This is a genomic window from Lacibacter sediminis (assembly GCF_014168535.1).
Classification (GTDB): domain Bacteria; phylum Bacteroidota; class Bacteroidia; order Chitinophagales; family Chitinophagaceae; genus Lacibacter; species Lacibacter sediminis.
The window spans coordinates 1,526,196-1,544,020 of record NZ_CP060007.1; the positions used below are offsets into that span (position 1 = coordinate 1,526,196).

Genomic DNA, 17,825 nt, shown 5'->3' on the forward strand with positions numbered 1-17,825 from the left:
ACTTTCATCATGCAAAACGAACAATCAACTACGGACGAACTAATTGGAAACTTTCTTCAACGACTGAGTAATTACGATGCAGAGGGTGTGGCTGCGCTTTTCGATGAGCAGATTGATTGGTATGTACCGGGAGATACTTCATTGCCATGGGTAGGACAGCGTAGCCAGCGTGCCGAGGTTGCAGACTATTTTAATACCATGTGGCCTCATTTTGAAAAAGGCAAGAGCATCGTAACGCTGAATCATGTGCTGGTATCAGGAACGGAGGTGGTTTTAATTGCGCATTTTCAACATACTGTTGTGAGCACTGGTAAGACATTCCAAACGCCGGCTGCTTTCCACCTGACCATTTCGAATGCTAAAATCAGCAGGCTGCATCTATATGAAGATACGTTGACTGTGAGCCGTGCATTTTTTTAGTAAACTAAGTTCTCCTTTACAAGCATTCATCATTAAAAAAAAATACAATGAACAGTAAAACAACTTACCGCTTTGCAACAATCAACGGCGTCGAAATTTTCTACCGGGAAGCTGGCCCAGCTGATGCACCCGTACTCTTATTATTACACGGGTATCCCACTTCGTCGCATATGTACCGCAACCTGATAAATGATTTATCAGATAAGTATCATCTGATCGCTCCCGACTATCCGGGCTATGGCCGAAGTGAGCAACCTCTCATGAAGGATTTTGCTTACACCTTTGAAAATTTCGCAGCTATTGTTGAAGGGTTACTGGATCATTTGAAGATTCACAAATTCAGTGTTTACCTGATGGATTATGGTGCGCCTGTTGGTTGGACGATTGCATCCAAATATCCAGACCGAATTGATACAATTATTGTTCAGAATGGTTGCTGCTATGAAGAAGGCCTTGAAGCTTTCTGGGATCCCATTAAGGCACTTTGGAAAGACAGGAACGACCAAGAGGCGATTGCAAAATGCCGCACATTTCACAGCCCTGAAGGATTGAAATGGCAATACACGCATAGTGTGCCTGATGAAAGTGTAGTGAGTCCTGATAACTGGGAAATCGACCTACGGCATTTGCTTCGTGCGGAAAATGATGACATACAGATTGGATTGTTTTATGATTACCAAAACAATGTAAAGCAATACCCCAAGTGGCAACAGTACCTGCGTACAAGTAATCCGGAAATGCTGATTGTTTATGGCAAAGACGATTATATTTTCCCTGGCGTAGGTGCTGAAGCGTTCAAGAAAGATGTGAAGAATCTGGAGTTTCATTTGTATCCAACGGGTCACTTTGCTTTAGAAAGTTTTGGCGATGAAATCGGAGCAACGATCAGAAGTTTTTTAGACAGAAAGGTTGGCAAGGATAAAAAGATGGCATCGGGAATTGCAAAGTCGTAAGAGAAATCAAAGTTGAGGTTGAATGGCGAAAAGCCCCGATTTGGTTGCACAACATCGTGCGGCCTCAAGGGGTTTTTTACTATTCTTTGGATTTTAAAATAAGCAACATGGAAAAGAATTTCTTTCGTGTGATTTATCTTGGAGGTCCTACAGCGATATTGGAAATAGGCGGGCTTCGTTTTATGACGGATCCAACACTTGATCCTGCCGGCAGCGTTTATCATGTTCCAAATCTTACTGTTGAAAAAACGAAAGGCCCTGCAACGATAGATATTGGTAGAATTGATATTGTATTGTTAAGCCACGATCAGCACTTTGATAATTTTGATCATGCCGGCAGGTTATTGGTAAAAAAAGTATCTAAAACGTATACAACTGTTAGCGGTGCTTCAAGACTTAAAGGAACCAGTGCAGGTCTTGCTCCCTGGCAAAGTGAAGCTATTATAACACCTGATGGTACAGAAATTACAATTACAGCTACGCCTGCCAGACATGGCCCTGCAGGGATAGAGAAAATTCAAGGGGAAGTAATAGGGTTTCTATTGTCAGTAAAAGCTGCAATGGCAATTGAAATTTATATTACAGGAGATACTACTTATTATGAAGGTGTGGCAGAGGTTGCTAAAAGATACAATCCAGATTACGTATTCTTATTTGCTGGCGGGGCACAAACCAGAGGGCCTTTTTTCGTTACAATGGGAACTAACGACGCAATGGATATGGCATCCACTTTTCCAGATGCAACCATTATTCCCTTGCATTACGAAGGATGGAAACATTACACTCAAAGTGTAAAAGATATCCAAACTTCTTACAGGGTTTTAGGAATTGATCAGCGGTTAAAAATATTGGAGGCAGGTAAAACAATAAGTCTGGAAGCAACAGGTAAAAATCAATAATTGGTTAGTTTTCTATTCTATTGATGATTAAAAAAAATAAAACTTAAATCATGGAGCAAAAACATCCATTGCCGCCATTCACACTGGAATCGGCGAAGCAAAAAATTCAACTGGCAGAAGATGCATGGAACAGCAGGGATCCGGTAAGGGTTGCTCAAGGTTACACTGTAAACAGTGAGTGGCGAAACCGGAATGTGTTTTTAAATGGCCGGGAAGCGATCGTGGCCTTTCTTACCGAAAAGTGGGGAAAGGAACTGGACTATAAACTTGTGAAAGAATACTGGGCTCATACAGATAACAGGATAGCTGTACGCTTTGAGTATGAATATCGTACTGCTGAAGGTGAATGGTTCAGGGCCTACGGTAATGAAAATTGGGAATATGATGAAAATGGTTTGATGCAAAGGCGTTTTGCAAGCATCAATGATTTAGCAATCAAAGAATCTGAAAGAAGACTTTAATCAGTTACTATGAAAAAAGTCCATCCAAAAAAATCTCCTGTAAATTCAGCAAGTGAGCTGGAAAATAATTTTGCTGAAACTTCTCCGCAAAAGATTGTTATCACTGACGAATGTGGAGATGCTTTATGGGATGCGGTTCTTCAACCGGATAAACATAATCTACCGTCAAAAGACGATCAGCAAAATAATCAACAGGTTGAGGACTTGAATAAGTTGAATCATGGTTGCTAAGTGAAAGTTGAGCCTATGATTTTGCAAATCAATAAGCTGTCTGATATAAAAATATTCGATGAAATTAATTTTTTATTATGGCTAAAAATTATGGAGAACTGGCGTTCTCACCAGAGGTAAAGGAGTTGCAGGAAAAGCTGGGAAGCAGAACGAATTATGCAAGGATGGAAAGAGATACCTATGTAGATGGGTTAACGGAAAATGAAATCGATTTTATTGCAGAACGGGACAGCTTTTATATGGCAACCATTGGTACAAACAATTACCCTTACATTCAGCATAGGGGTGGGCCTAAAGGATTTTTAAAAGTGCTGGACTCGAAGAGAATCGGGTTTATCGATTTCAGGGGTAACATGCAATATATTTCGATTGGTAATATTGCAACCAATCATAACGTAGCTCTGATAATGGTGGATTATCCTACGAGGGCAAGACTAAAAATTTACGCCAAAGCAACTATTATTGAACTAAAAGATGATCGAGAACTATACAAATTGCTTGACCTGGATGAATATAAATTCAGGCCTGAAAGGATGATGGTATTTGAAGTTGAAGCTTATGACTGGAACTGTCCACAGCATATAACAGCACGCTATACTTTAGAGGACATTGATGAGTTTTTAAAAGCTCAGCTGGAACATATCAAGCAATTGAAAGAAGAGGTAAAAAATCTGCAGGCTAAAATAAAGGAATTGGCAAGATAATCTCCGATATGTAAAGCTGAGTTGATTGGTGGAAAAAAATGTATGAAATACGGTATTTGCTGAATGATTTGCTGCCGTGGTTTTAATCAGTATCGATTTTAGTTTGGTATGCTGAATGCCAGAAGATGTAATCAGAAAAATAGCTCCTCAGAATAAGTAATTTTTATCAAGAAATATGAATTTGAATATCAATGGGTGATCATTGGACGTGTGCGATTTTGAATTGCAAATCATTCTACCTATATAAATTGATCTTTATGATGCAATCACTATGGCTTTTTGGTACACATCTTTCTATTCTGGCAGATGAAACACAAACATCGTCTTTGTATGATCTTATTGAAGGAACATTTGCTCCCGGTGTGGAAACACCATTGCATTCACATTCAAAGTATTCAGAATTGATTTTTGTAACCAAAGGCGAGTTTACTATTTATACAAATCAGGAAACGGTTATTTTGAAACCGGGTAAAAGTTTTTTTATTCCACAAGGAACACCTCATATGGTTTCCGCTTCCAGTGAAGAACCGTCAACTGCATTGACAATAGCATCGCCGAGCGGTTTTGCCAAGGTCATTCGTCTCTTTGGCAAAGTTGATCCTGGCAAAGACGTTCTGGATCTAAAATTGGTTGAAGAGTTCAATCAAAAGACAATAGAATTAGGTGACGAGATTTTGGGAGCTCCCGGCACACGACCAGCTATTGAGAGTTAAGAAGCAACATTCTGAATGCCAGAATATGTAATCAGAAAATATCTCTTTAGGATAGTTAATTTTTATCAAAAATCATGAATTAGAATATCAAAGGATGATCATTGGAAGTATGCAATTTTGAATTGCAAATCTTTCTAACTATCTAAATTGATTTTTATGACGCAATCACTATGACTTTTTGGTAAACATCTTTCTATTCCGGCGGATGAAATACAAACTTCCTCTTTGTGGGATCTTATTGAAGGGGCATTTGCTCCCGGTGTGGAGATAGCAGTGCATTCACATTCAGAATATTCAGAATGGATTTTTGTAACCAAAGGCGAGTTTACCATTTGTACAAATAGGGAAACAGTTATTTTGAGACCGGCTAAAAGTTTTTTTATTTCAAAAGGAACGCCTCATATGGTTTCCGATTCCAGTGCAGAACCGTCAACGGCATTGACTATAGCAAAGCCGAGTGGTTTGCCAAGTCATTGATTCATCATTCAAATTTTAAAATTTAAAAAAATGGAAAAGCATCCAAAAATGGGATTAGGTGCATTGCTTCGCCCAGAAGATAGCATCCTTGTACTTATTGATCACCAACCGTTCCAGTACACAAACCTGAACAGCCATGAACCTGCAATGATTATCAATAATGTTACAGGGCTTGCTAAAGCAGCAAAAGTATTCAATGTGCCAACAGTTTTAACCACAGTTATTGAAGAACGTGGAGGTTACATTATTAAACAGTTACAGGATTTATTTCCTGGGCAAAAGCCAATCAACCGAACATTCATCAACACATGGCAAGACCCAAACGTGACTGATGTTGTAAATAAAAGTGGCCGTAAACAACTGATCATTGCTGGCTTATGGACAGAGGTTTGTGTAGCTATGCCTGCAATACAAGCTCTTGGCGAAGGCTACAATGTATTTGTTGTTACAGATGCATGCGGTTCTGTGTCACCTGAAGCACACGATATGGCAGTATGCAGAATGGTTCAAGCGGGGGTAGTGCCAATTAATTGGTTGGCAGTAGCTTCAGAATGGCAACGTGATTGGGCCCGTACTGAAACAGCAGGAAATTTGGCAGGCGTACTTATGGAAAATGGCGGAGCAAGCGGCGTTGCTTTGACTTGGGAGTTACAGCTTCTTGCTACAGCATAAGCAAATTATTTTTTTTTGGAAAACCGAAAGCAGCATTTTGAATCATACCAAAATGCTGTTTTCGGTTAAATCTATTTAATAGTTAATTACTCATGAATAAAGAATCAACAGAAAACAACCTAATCCGCAGTAGCTACACTCTTTCAATTTCAATTCCACTTGCCGAAAACTCAAAATCCGCAAGGTTGGCACATCAGATATTGGAAGAAGATATTAATAGCAGAGGTGGTTTACCCGGCCGGTAAATTCAACTTGTTTGGTATGATGACAAAGGCGATACTTCGCGGGTAGCAAACCTTTAGACACAACTTTTCGATAAAGAGAAAGTGGATTTAATGGACTGAACCCCGTGTAGTACAGGTGCAGTTTCAAAACATCACTAACAATCAAGTTGACACTTTCCGTGGCAGTAGTGTACAGCTTGTTGTTTCACCCTTGCATTTATTTCATGTGATTTTATTTTTCCCTATTCAACTATAAATCAGTAGCCACTATCGTCAATTATCTCAATACTAAAACATCAACTAAAAAAAATAATTATGCAAAACGAATTAGCACAATTGCTGGAAGAAAATTTAAAGCAGGTATGGAGCGAACGGGATGAAGTTCGTAGAATGAAAGCTATTAAAAACGTTTACACTAACGCCAGTATTTTATACCATGTAGGGCATAAAGCAGAGGGGTTGGATGCTATCAATAAAAGTGTTACTGCTGTATTAAGCAGTATGCCTCCAAACTTTGTATTTACCAAACTAAAGCCTATCATCATTAACAACAGTATAGGACGATTAATTTGGGGGGTTGGTCCAGAAGGGCAGGCTCCCTTGTCAACTGGAATGGACATTGCCCATTTTGAAAACGGGAAAATAAAGTCTTTGTACGTCTTTCTTGATAGTGAATAGAAACGGAATCATGAAAACGAAAACAAGTTTTTCAGCAAAAGGCAAAGGGCTGACATTGGCGATATGACCATTTATCGAATATTGCCTATTAGGTATGCCGATAAAGTAGGCTCGTTTCTATTTCTTGACCATATCGCACCAAAAATCCACTCCTTTGTAAACAAAGGCTAATGGTATTTATGCCTGTATTACCTGTTAAAATAACGGCTCGCAACAAGTGAAATTATCATTAGTCGTTAAAGCAGGCTATTCTTTTGGTTGCAGATAACTACAACGCCCCTTGAATCAGTGATTTTGTTGCACAGCTACTTTGTAAGCATAAGAAATTGCCTGGTGGGTAAGGGCCAATACCGGATAAAATATTTATCTGTTTTGGATTGTCTAAAATTATTCTGTACTTATTTGATCTCATACGTTTGGTGATAAATTACAAAAAAGGATGTCGGAATATGGCATCCTTTTTCTTATGACAAACTCTCTCAGATCGAAAATTTCACTTGTTCTTCTCCGTGTTATCACACAGGTAGCTTTGAATATTGCCTCCGATATTTAAAGAGTGCCATCGTCAACTGACGAAATATCACGACTTCCCATCCAGTGAATTTTATTTAAATGGCTATGAAACAATAAGTTAAGATGTGGCACTTGTTTTGAAAATTAATAGCCATGCCATCTAAAAAAAAGATCATTGAATCCAAATCGGCATGAGTCACAATTTCTTAAATAACTATTTCATCATACTAAATTCTTAGAAAATGCAAACGCTACCAACCAAAACAACCGATGGCTTAGAAGTTCCTTTCGTAAATAAAAAGAGCTTAGTGCTCGATGGATATAAAGCAATCGAGACGCATACCTGTTATCAGTCGATAGCTGGAACTTTATTTTTAGAAGAAAATGTTTTGCTTTTTGTAACGGAAGGTGCCATCAATATTCGGCATGGTAACGAGAGTTATGTTGTTGGCACAAATGAGATGGCTTTTCTTAAAAAGGATATTTTAATTGAATACGAAAGTTCTAATGGTCAATTATATGATCAACCAAAAATTGAATTTATCGTGGTAACATTAAAATATGATTTGGTAAAAGAGTTTATTAAGATGGCAGAGATATCCGTTATACCAAAAAGCGAAGCGCCGTGTGTAACTGTAAATTCTGCCGGACAGCAACTATCAAAATACATTGATTCCCTGCAGCTTTTTTTTATACAGCCTGAATTAATTGGGTGTAGTTTAGTGAAAATTAAATTATTTGAGCTTTTATTTTACCTGGCTGGTATTGGTAATCAAATACTGGAGCAGTTGGTTGATTTAAGAGAACATTATAGGAGTAATATTACAAGTACTGTTGAAGAAAATATTATGAATTCACTTTCGCTAAATCAGCTGGCAGTTTTAGCGGGAAGAAGTTTATCGAGTTTCCGAAGAGATTTTCTGGCGATTTATAACATGCCCCCATCTCAATGGATAAGAAAAAAAAGATTGGAAAAGGCGCAGGAACTTTTGTCAAGTACCAATATGACTGTAACTGATATTTGTTACACATTGGGATTTGAAAGCGTAGCCCATTTTTCAAGACTTTTCAAATCACATTTTGGTCATCCACCCTCCGAATTCAGAATGAATAGTCTTGTTGCATAGCTGACCTTAAGCGATGGGCACAAGTAGAATGAATTGGGGGATTTTCAACTTTCTACAGGATTTGTAACTAAACTTTGGAGGTCAATTTCACCTGCGTTTAACCGGAATGTTCTTTTCTGATACCCAGTCGTTTCATTCTTGAATGAAGTGTACTTGGAGGAATGCCTAATAATTCGGCTGCTCCACCTTCGCCTGAAATTTTTCCTTTTACATATTTTAAGACTTTTAAAATGTAGTCACGCTCAATTTCATCAATAGTTTTAACAGGAATATCATCCATGCTTTTAGTACCCGTCAGATTTTTTAGCGATGTGGGAAGATGTATCTCTTTAATTGTACCATTGTTTGCAAGCAGTACACTTCTCTCAATAAAATGCTCAAGTTCCCGGATGTTACCCGGCCAGTTATATTGGGTTAGTTCCTGCAAAGCTTTATTGCTGATTGAAAATATTTTCTTGCCAGCCTTTTTTGAAAAGCGTTTCACAAAGTGCTGGGCCAGCGCAGGGATATCCTCTTTGCGATCTCTCAATGGGGACAAGCTGATGGGGAAAATATTCAGCCTGTAATATAAGTCGCTTCTGAATTTACCTTCTTCCATATACTTTTCAAGATCACGGTTTGTTGCTGCTATAATTCTTACATCTACCTTAATGGTCATTTTTCCTCCCACCCGTTCTATCTCTTTTTCCTGCAGTACCCTTAGCAGTTTGACTTGCAGTTCCAATGGCATTTCGCCAATTTCATCCAGAAATAATGTGCCGTTGTGTGCCAACTCGAACTTTCCAATCCTGCGTTCTGTGGCACCTGTAAAGCTGCCTCGTTCATGACCAAAGAGTTCGCTTTCGATTAAGTTAGCAGGAATTGCAGCGCAATTAACTTTTACCATCAATTTACTTTTTCGAGGTGAGGCATTATGGATGGCTCTCGCTATTAGTTCTTTTCCAGTACCAGTTTCACCAAGTACCAAAACAGTACTATCTGACGATGCAACTTGTTGAACCAGTCGAAATATTTTCTTCATTTCGTCACTTTCGCCAATCAACTCGGAAAAATTCTGTGATGTCTCTATTTCTTCACGCAAATAAGTTTTTTCTTCTTCCAATAGCTGTTTATACTGTTTAATTTCTACCAGTTGGTTTAAAACTTTTTCAGCGGCAATGAGGTTTGAAACGGTGATGGCTATTTGCGACAGAATACTGTTGAAGAGTTTTTCAGTACTACCAAGGGGCTCATTATTTGTATCAAAGAGTATTACCCCAATATCTGTATTGTCCAGACGAATAGGTGCACCCGTAATTTTCCGGACATTTCTCTCTTCCATCATTTTCATATAAGCGGGTGTAGGGGGTTGAACAAAACGTTCTTCTATATTGAAAAGAATAGGACGTCCTTCGGACAGAATTTTCTTCAAAATGCCATCGTTTACACGATTGTTTGTGCGAATCGTGGTTTCAAGACTCGGATCTTTTGATAGATTAGCAGGGCTAGAGTCAGGATCAAACAAGAAAGGGTAGTAGGTTAGTTTGTCCTCACTTAAAGCATAAAGCATATAATGTCCCCTGGTGTTCAGGATTTCTTTTAATTGCCGGGTTATAATCCTGCCAAGTACAGCTTTGTCTTGGGAGGAAGCCATTGCGTTGCTAAAATCCAGTAATCTTGATTTTTCTTCTTCTCGGGTTTGTATTTCTTCAATGGCGACTATGTTAGCAATAGCTATTGCAAGCTGTGCAGAAATGCCCTTTAGCAATTGGTTATTGATCTGGCCCGGTTGTATCACTAAGAGCCCAACATCTTTGTACGCAACCTTTAGCCGGAAGCCCATTACTTTTTTTGCACCCGCTGCTTTCCAGAAAGATGCGGCCGGAAAATAGAATTGGTTTTCCCGTATTATTTCATCGATATCAAATACAGCTTCTTCAGATTGCAACACGGCTCCAATAAAAGCACCTTTGACCGGAATCCGATTGCCTAGCATCGTTTTCCACCCATCGTCTGTTGGATCATCCGCATTTGAGTCGTGCATAAAATGGCTGTAAGTTTCTCCATCACTATTGGGAGTGGTAAGGATGTATTCATTGATGTGAAAAATGTTTTTCAAATACTGTTTAATGATTAGTCTTAAACCGTTTTTATCTCTAACAGTGGCAATATCGTTGCAAAAGGAAAGAAGCAAGGATTTTTCTTGACCCGCTTTTTTAATATTTTCATTGCCAAGTATATTTGAGATGGCGACCGACAGTTGAGCGCAAATACCTTTGAGTAAAATACTTTTTGGATTAATAGAGGGGTTGGTGTCAATATGTAAAACTGCCATACCAATATTTTTTCCTCCTGCCTTTAATGCTGCACATAATACTTGTTGAAGGCCTACTTTTTTCCAAAAATGAACAAATGCAGGCATTCCGGGTATCTCCGTAATTTCGTTCACATTAAATATAACCGGGTCTTCTGAATTTATAACTTTATTAAATAGAAGGTCAGTAACTTCATATTTTTCAGAAGTTACCTCTTTAAAATCAGCATCATGTGTAATACGGTCTTCGAGATCCAGCATAAAGGCACTGTATGTTGCACCGTCTTCGTTTATTTTGGCAATCGCAAATTCTGCAATTGAAAATATTTTTTTTACTCTTTCATTTACTATTTGTAACAAATCGTTCCTGGTATTGAGAATAGCAATTTCTTCGCTTAAAGAAACTAGCATTGTTTTTTCTTCCTCTCTTTTTGCAATTTCATCATTTGCTATAATATGAGAAATAGCTATGGAAACCTGGGCACATACTCCTTTAAATAAGTTGCTGTTAATCTTTTGGCTTGATTTGTAATCATGAAGTAAGATAAAACAGCCAAGATTATTTGCGCCTACCCGTATCGGATTCCCTACAACTTCCTTGACGTCCATTTTTTTCCAGAACTCTACATAAGCAGGCGCTTCATCCATCCGGGCAAGTTCATCAACTTGAAGTGTTACAGGATCATCAGCACTAATGATCACATTAAAGACTCCATCTGAAATGCTATAATTCAGAGATATCGCTTCTTTGAAATCATTACCTTCTTTAAGTTCATCGTGTACATCTACCACAAAAGGACTATGAGTAATGCCATTGGAATTTATGAGCGTAATCCCAAACCCTCTAATAGGGAACAGGTCAATTAATTTGTCATTAAGCAACCTCAATAATTCGTTTTTATTTCTTACCGCTGCTATTCTGCTTGTGAGGGAAATTAAAGTTGATTTTTCTTCCTCCCTTTTTGCAATTTCTTCATTGGCAATAATATTGGCTGTTGCAGCGGATATTTGAAAGGATAATCTATGCAGTAAATCGAGATCTTCTGGCTTAAAGGAATCAGTTTTTTCTGATAATAATATAAACAATCCCTTTAATTCATTGCCTTCAATCAATTTAACAACCACAAATTCTTTTACTCCTGAATTATGCAAAAAATCAATTTTCTCAATACCCAGTGGTAACAATGTAGCTACGTCATATAATTGCGGGTAATTGATTTCTTTAACCGAGTCGTCAGCAACAGGATACTCCAGATCAAGGAAAGTTTTATATTGGGGATCATCGGATCGGGTATTTTCTGTATAAATATATGGCCTGCAGGTTCTGGTATTCTTGTTATAGCGTAGGATGAAACTGTCATCAAAGAGTATATGCTTTTTTAACTTGTTGATGATGATATCTAACATGTCCTGCTTTCCTCTTATGCGTACGATCTCCTCACTCAGTGAAAGCAAAATCAGACTTTGGTTATCGTTTTTTTTCATTTACTTGCCCGGTTTAGATGATCCAGCTTTTCCTGATATATTAAAAAACGTTTCTACAAATAAATAGCAGGGCAGTTTATTAATAAGCTTTTTGCGGGACAGAATTAATGATTTGTATAGTGTCGAAACGTTACTACAATTATTTACGAAGAAATGTATTTGCTGAATAGTAAGTTAAGTTGAAATATCCAAATATCAGGGAAATTTAGGCTAGGGAGGTTTATTTGGGGTCCCAAAAGCCAGTAGCTGAAAAGGTTAAAAACAGGTTGCTTCGAAATTTTTTGTATTACTAAAAGTAACCTCATTTATTGAGCGGGCATACGTTAAATTACCTGTGGAGTATTTTGAGGAATAAACTTGCAAATCGTAATTTTTGAAATCCGCATCTATTAATCTTCTTCTTTTTTTATACCCAGCCTTGCCATTTTTGATTCCAAAGTTGTAGGCGGAATACCTAATAATTGAGCGGCTCCGCCTTCTCCTCTTATACGGCCGCCTGATTTTTTTAATATCGATTTTATGTATTCCTTTTCTGTATTGGTTTGAATTCTTTTAATATCACTTAGGCTCTGAGCATCATCAATGCTGTTGCGTTTTTGAATAGGCGAGCCAGAACTGCCTAAAGGTTTTTGAAGTTCCAGTTCTGAAAAGCCATTATTGAGAAGTACTGACTGCTCAATTAAATTTTCAAGTTCCCGTATATTGCCCGGCCAGTTATGTTCCATCAATGCAATCAACATTTCATCGGAAATACCATTATATCCTTTTTTCATTTTTTTACAAAACCTTTCTGCAAAATAAACAGCCAATTGGGGTATATCTGATTTGCGTTCTCTTAATGGTGGAAGCGTTAATGGGAATACATTCAGCCGATAAAATAGATCCATTCTAAAACGGGCTCCGGCCACTTCTTTTTCCAGTACTCTGTTTGTTGCAGCTATTACCCGTACGTCCAATTTTATTGGCTCTTTTCCTCCAATACGTTCTATTTCTTTTTCCTGCAGAACCCTTAATAATTTTGTTTGCATATCCAGAGGCAATTCGCCAATTTCATCCAAAAAAATAGTACCGCCATTGGCTTGCTCAAACTTACCTGTTCTCTTTTCGAAAGCTCCAGTAAATGCTCCCTTTTCATATCCGAATAATTCTGATTCAATAAGTGCAGGAGAAAGCACTGCACAATTAATTTTTACAAACGGCTTTGCTGATTTGCCTGAAAGCTGATGGATACAGGATGCGATACGCTCTTTGCCAGTACCTGTTTCTCCCTGTATCAACACTGAAGTGTCGAAGGGTGCAACCTGTTTCAACAGGTCAAGTATCGATACTAATGCGGGGTGGTTGCCTACGATGCCTTCAAAACTATGAATACCTGCTTGAGTTGTTGGTGGAGTATTTTTTTGTAATAAAGAGACGTATTCACAGGTATTGATTAAATAGTTATGTAAACGACCAAGCAATCTAATATGCGCTGCATTATAAGCGTCTTTCTTACGGCTATAAAAGGAAAAGATACATGTTTCATTATTCAAATCAGTAAATGGGATAAACAAGTTGGCATGCAGTTTAAATGTATGCGCCAGTAAATTTTTGAAAGGATTTTCTTTGCGTACTTTAATAAAATCTTCCCCATTGTACAATGCGGGCTTTTTGCCAATAATTGCAGACTCTTGTATTTTTTTTAAACCTGCCATATTTATTCCAGTGAGCTTCAGCAGCTCTGGAATACCAATTGCCTGATATTGCTCGGCACCCTGTCTCACAAAGCCAATACCCTCATAAGGTATTTCACCATTCGTTATTTTGCCAGTTGTCAGGTAATCGAATGGGATATGAGTTTGTAAAACGTTAACAATTTTAAATAGTTTTTCTTCTGCTGTTATAGCTTCGTAGTGAATTGTTTCCAATGTACGAGTTAATGACTGTTCCCGCAGCAATGCAGATTCAAGGCTGTTTTCACAGCGATATCGGGCAATATCCAACGCAACAAATACATCCTTTTCCCGAAAAGGTTTTACTAAAAAGCCATAGGGTTGTGTGGCATTGGCGGCTTCTAAAATACTTTGGGTAGAATAGGCCGAGATGTAAATGAAAGCAATGTTCTCTTCTCTTAACTTATGCGCAAGATCAATACCTGTTAATTTTCCTTCAAGGTTGATATCAAGCAATACCAAATCGGGCTTATATTGGTTTATTAATAGAATAGCTTCTTCAACGCTAGCAGCAGTACCTGGCACAGTATAGCCAGCTTTTTCTGCGATCATCGTTAAATCCTCTGCCACAATAAACTCATCTTCAACAATTACAATTCTTTTATTCATTCTTAAGTGTACTTGGGTTATGAATAGATACCTGGATAATTACGGGTATATATCTAAAATGATTTATACTGCCTCTATGGTAATTTTTGAGGATTTACTTCTCATTAGTATGGTTTCTTTGGATTCCCCAAATGCAACTTGTATTACCACTCCATTATTATTTTCAATTTTAAAACTACCGCCTATTTGTTTGCTCAATCCCTGCATCAGCCGCAGTCCAAAAGATGCTTTTTTTGTTAAATCATAATTCTTCTGGTCGAATCCCGCACCGTTATCACTTATTGTTAATAAAAAACTATGATCATCTTTTGAATGAGTAAGAGAGATATTAACTATGCCTGATAAACCACCAGGAAAGGCATATTTAAAAATATTGGAAATTGCTTCATTCAATATTAATCCCAACGGTACCGCTTGGGCTACATCCATCTGGTAGTCAGTGATATTTAAATTAAATACAATCCCAGATGCACCACTAAAGCCGTTTCTTATATGCTCTACTAATTCACTTGTATACTCTTTGATATTGATATAAGCAGTTTCATCTGCATTGTATAATTTTTGATGAATCAATGATATTGCCTGCATACGTTCCTGGCTCTCACGGATTGCTGTTACTGCGTCATTGCTTTCCACGTAATTGGATTGCGTGTTGAGCAGGCTTATCATTATCTGGAGATTATTCTTTACCCGGTGGTGTACTTCTTTCAGCAACCATTCTTTCTCCGTCAGTAAATGTTCTAATACTTCATTTTTGTGGGAAATTGTCTGGTTGGTTAATTGCTTTAGCCTGAATTGCCTGTATAGCAATCCGAGAATAATAGCGAGTAATAAAATATCTGCAATCGCTACATTTTTTGAAAAGGTAGCTTGCTTGAGACTTCCCTGTTGAATCAGTTTTTCCTTTTGTAAAAGTTGTATGTCCTTTTCTTTCTCTTTGGTTTCAAATACAACCCTCATTTTTTCAGCCTGCTTAATTCTTTCTGAATTAAACATAGAATCGTCGATTGCGGTGTATTGCTGAAAGTTCTGGAGTGCAGAAAGATAATTACCGGTAGCAGAATCAGCCTTGAATTGCATCCGTTTGATATTTCGCAAAAGGTTTGTAGAATAAGAACTTTTATCATCGAAGGAATCAATTTGTAAAGATCTTGCAAGAAATTCTTTGGCGATTGCATATTTTTTTTGCTCGACGTAAAATTTTCCGATCTTATAATACGCCGCAGGGCCACTAATAGATTCAACAGAAAAAATTACCTTTTTTGTGTGTCTCTGCGCTAAAACATCAAGCGATATCATCTGGAGGTAATATTTTTCAGCAATATCATATTTACGAAGTGCAAAATAACAATCAGCCTTGGCTCCCGCCATCGTCTCTTTATCACCAAGCCTGACTGGTGGCTTCTCATTTTCAAAATTCAGCAGTAATTTTAACGCTTCCCCGGGCCGTTGTAATTGAAGGAGCTGTTCCGTTATTTTCGCATAAGTATTGTATTTAAAAGCATAATCTATATTATCTTTTGCTGAGATAAAATATTTCATACTGTTTTCGTGCTGACCAAGGGATGCATAAATCTCTCCCATATAGTAGTACACCATTGACATATCATTTGGGTTGGTACCAGTTGCTTTAATGTTTTTTATTGTTTCCAAGGCATAAAATAATGCATCATTCAGGTCGCCATCCAACTGAGAAATGTTTGACATTAACAAATAAAATTTATAGACTCTCTTTTTTTGTGCTGCCTTTAGCAAGCTGATGGCACTGGTAAGTAAATTTTTTGCACTATCATACCTGCCTTTTGATTTAAAGACTCCGGCAATGTCGTACATGACTTCAGCTGTTTCTGAAGTGTCATTCAAATCTTTGTAAAGTTGCAGCGCTTTTCCAAAGGTGTTAAATACGTAAGCGTACGTACTGTCTGTAACAGGGAGATGAATTGCTAAATCATACCACCACCTTGCTTCACTTCTTTTGTCGCCGTTTTTTTGATGATATCTTATAACCTTCAGAAATGATTCTTTGCCTTCGTTGAATTCTCCGGCAGAAAAGTAGTATTTTCCTAAAGCAATGAGAGACTCCTGCTTCCAGTGCAGGTTTTGAATAATTTCTGACAATGATAATGCGGCTAGCAAATACTTGTAGGCACTATCTAGATTGCTTTTTTTTTCCCCAGGTAGAAACAGAAAGTTTTCACCCAAAACAAGTAAAAGCCTTGCCTGCTGATCTTTGGGAACAAGTGACAAAAAAGTCTTTGCCTGTGTAACATTACCTTTCTTAGCGTTAATCTTACATTGTAAAAAACATGCCTCCTGATACCCGGATTTGTACTGTAGTGTTTTGCTTAACTTTAGTGCCTGCTTTGAAAAATAAATAATACTGTCATCGGATCCACGGCGCCAGTAATAACTGCAAATCCTTATCAATAATTTTACTTTAGTGGAATCCTCTTTGGCTGACCTTAGTTGTTTAAGTAATAAGGTGTTTGATGTGTCTTTATACTTCATCACTCCTAGCCCGAGGTTAGTAAGCTCCTGAGACCGGCCTTCTATTGATGAAAATAAAAATGCCAACAGCAGAATAATTTTATTCATTACTCTAGACATTGATGTTGAATAAATATACCTACAATTAATTTAAGCCGGATAGAATGTTTGGTTTTCTATGTTCCGATCCAGTAAAATTTTATCCATACCATTGAGATGAAAGCCATTGTCTTCAAACCCAAACTAATGGTTTTATAGATTAATATGTGATCAAACGAATAAAAGCTTTGATTTTTAATTTTCGAATCATCCGGTCGTTCAATGTGTAACTGTGAATCCCATTAAGCGTTGATTAAAGTGCCCTTGCATTCCAATATAAAATCTGGATTATTTTGCGTATCAATTGCTGATACATTAGTATGACGCATGCTTTTATTCAATTCACTCCTCATAAAGTAATAAATAAGGATTTGCGTATGTATTGTACTATGTTCTCCGTTTTGTATCCTGCAACAGTAGTGTCTTCCAAGAACACTATTTCACCGCCACAAAATCTCATTGCGTCTCCCAGACTGGCAGTAATTTCTACTTCACCGTTCAGTGGAATAATGAATTGTCTTGCCGGTGCATTGTGAAAGGCCCAATCGTAGTTTACTTTATTTTCCCAAAACATGAGAGTCTTGGTTTCAAACCATATAGAGATGGAACCCATAAAACGGTTATCAATCAGCGGTGAATGTACCATTTCGAAACGGCTGTCACTATTTTCATAAACATGTATTCTGGTGTAGTGCATAACCTTTAGTGTACATATCAAAATTAATTTCACCAACCGCGGCGCATTGATGTGCTGACTGTAATAATTTTGTTTTTACAAGTTCAACATTAATTACCGGCTCACTTCGATTTTTGTCATTACTGCAATGTGTTATTAAAACACCAGTGGCCCAAAAATTATTCGCTATTACACCAAAAATCAATAAGTCACTTCCTGTCTTTGATTTGAGCCGATAAAATTCAATCAGGGTAACATCTTGTGGCAACAGGAGTATTTTTTGTTGTACCCATAAAATATTGTTACCCGAAAAAACAAAATCTTCAGTAAAGCCACGTTCATGCAACCCAATAATCGCCGCCCTTTTGTTTATATAAACTTTCATCAAAAAA

Annotated in this window: 16 protein-coding genes; 11 read left to right on the forward strand and 5 right to left on the reverse strand. The window is 37.6% G+C overall.

Features of this window, described 5'->3' with window-relative positions; genetic code table 11:
• Positions 1 to 9 precede the first annotated feature (9 nt).
• The 11 genes from H4075_RS06635 to H4075_RS06685 all read left to right on the forward strand — a co-directional run bounded on the left by H4075_RS06635 (position 10) and on the right by H4075_RS06685 (position 8,072).
• Positions 10 to 420, forward strand: a complete 411-nt coding sequence (locus H4075_RS06635) for a nuclear transport factor 2 family protein (protein ID WP_182805287.1) — start codon at positions 10 to 12, stop codon at positions 418 to 420.
• Positions 421 to 467: 47 nt separating this feature from the next.
• Positions 468 to 1,373: an alpha/beta fold hydrolase gene (locus H4075_RS06640; RefSeq protein ID WP_182805288.1), complete on the forward strand. Its 906-nt coding sequence runs from the start codon at positions 468 to 470 to the stop codon at positions 1,371 to 1,373.
• Positions 1,374 to 1,480: 107 nt separating this feature from the next.
• Positions 1,481 to 2,272 carry an MBL fold metallo-hydrolase gene (locus H4075_RS06645; RefSeq protein ID WP_182805290.1) on the forward strand — a complete coding sequence of 264 codons (792 nt, stop codon included), beginning with the start codon at positions 1,481 to 1,483 and terminating at the stop codon, positions 2,270 to 2,272.
• Between the two features lie 50 nt (positions 2,273 to 2,322).
• The gene (locus tag H4075_RS06650; protein ID WP_182805292.1) at positions 2,323 to 2,733 is read left to right on the forward strand and encodes a nuclear transport factor 2 family protein; all 411 of its coding nucleotides are present in this window, start codon (positions 2,323 to 2,325) and stop codon (positions 2,731 to 2,733) included.
• A gap of 9 nt (positions 2,734 to 2,742) precedes the next feature.
• A complete protein-coding gene (locus tag H4075_RS06655; protein WP_182805294.1) occupies positions 2,743 to 2,964 on the forward strand; it encodes a hypothetical protein in 222 nt (73 codons plus the stop codon).
• A gap of 77 nt (positions 2,965 to 3,041) precedes the next feature.
• Positions 3,042 to 3,668 (forward strand): pyridoxamine 5'-phosphate oxidase family protein, encoded by a 627-nt coding sequence (locus tag H4075_RS06660; RefSeq protein WP_182805296.1) that lies wholly within the window; start codon positions 3,042 to 3,044, stop codon positions 3,666 to 3,668.
• Positions 3,669 to 3,925: 257 nt separating this feature from the next.
• Complete coding sequence (locus H4075_RS06665) at positions 3,926 to 4,381, forward strand: cupin domain-containing protein (RefSeq protein WP_182805297.1); 456 nt, start codon at positions 3,926 to 3,928, stop codon at positions 4,379 to 4,381.
• A 225-nt stretch (positions 4,382 to 4,606) separates the two neighbouring features.
• Positions 4,607 to 4,858, forward strand: a complete 252-nt coding sequence (locus tag H4075_RS06670; protein ID WP_182805299.1) for a cupin domain-containing protein — start codon at positions 4,607 to 4,609, stop codon at positions 4,856 to 4,858.
• 30 nt (positions 4,859 to 4,888) lie between these two features.
• Positions 4,889 to 5,530 carry a hydrolase gene (locus H4075_RS06675; protein WP_182805301.1) on the forward strand — a complete coding sequence of 214 codons (642 nt, stop codon included), beginning with the start codon at positions 4,889 to 4,891 and terminating at the stop codon, positions 5,528 to 5,530.
• A 539-nt stretch (positions 5,531 to 6,069) separates the two neighbouring features.
• Complete coding sequence (locus H4075_RS06680) at positions 6,070 to 6,432, forward strand: nuclear transport factor 2 family protein (RefSeq protein WP_182805303.1); 363 nt, start codon at positions 6,070 to 6,072, stop codon at positions 6,430 to 6,432.
• Positions 6,433 to 7,187: 755 nt separating this feature from the next.
• Entirely contained in the window at positions 7,188 to 8,072 is an 885-nt protein-coding gene (locus H4075_RS06685; protein WP_182805305.1) for a helix-turn-helix domain-containing protein, read from the forward strand.
• A gap of 97 nt (positions 8,073 to 8,169) precedes the next feature.
• Here H4075_RS06685 and H4075_RS21655 read toward each other — a convergent pair whose 3' ends face one another.
• From H4075_RS21655 to H4075_RS06710, 5 genes are all read right to left on the reverse strand, one after another.
• Entirely contained in the window at positions 8,170 to 11,850 is a 3,681-nt protein-coding gene (locus H4075_RS21655) for a sigma-54-dependent Fis family transcriptional regulator (RefSeq protein ID WP_255460377.1), read from the reverse strand.
• Positions 11,851 to 12,239: 389 nt separating this feature from the next.
• A complete protein-coding gene (locus H4075_RS06695) occupies positions 12,240 to 14,171 on the reverse strand; it encodes a sigma 54-interacting transcriptional regulator (protein ID WP_182805307.1) in 1,932 nt (643 codons plus the stop codon).
• 63 nt (positions 14,172 to 14,234) lie between these two features.
• The gene (locus H4075_RS06700; protein WP_182805309.1) at positions 14,235 to 16,766 is read right to left on the reverse strand and encodes a histidine kinase dimerization/phosphoacceptor domain -containing protein; all 2,532 of its coding nucleotides are present in this window, start codon (positions 16,764 to 16,766) and stop codon (positions 14,235 to 14,237) included.
• A gap of 340 nt (positions 16,767 to 17,106) precedes the next feature.
• The gene (locus H4075_RS06705) at positions 17,107 to 17,454 is read right to left on the reverse strand and encodes a cupin domain-containing protein (RefSeq protein ID WP_182805311.1); all 348 of its coding nucleotides are present in this window, start codon (positions 17,452 to 17,454) and stop codon (positions 17,107 to 17,109) included.
• Positions 17,426 to 17,818, reverse strand: coding sequence for a hypothetical protein (locus H4075_RS06710; protein WP_182805313.1), 393 nt, complete (start codon positions 17,816 to 17,818; stop codon positions 17,426 to 17,428). The genes H4075_RS06705 and H4075_RS06710 overlap by 29 nt, the downstream gene beginning before the upstream one ends.
• Positions 17,819 to 17,825 lie beyond the last annotated feature (7 nt).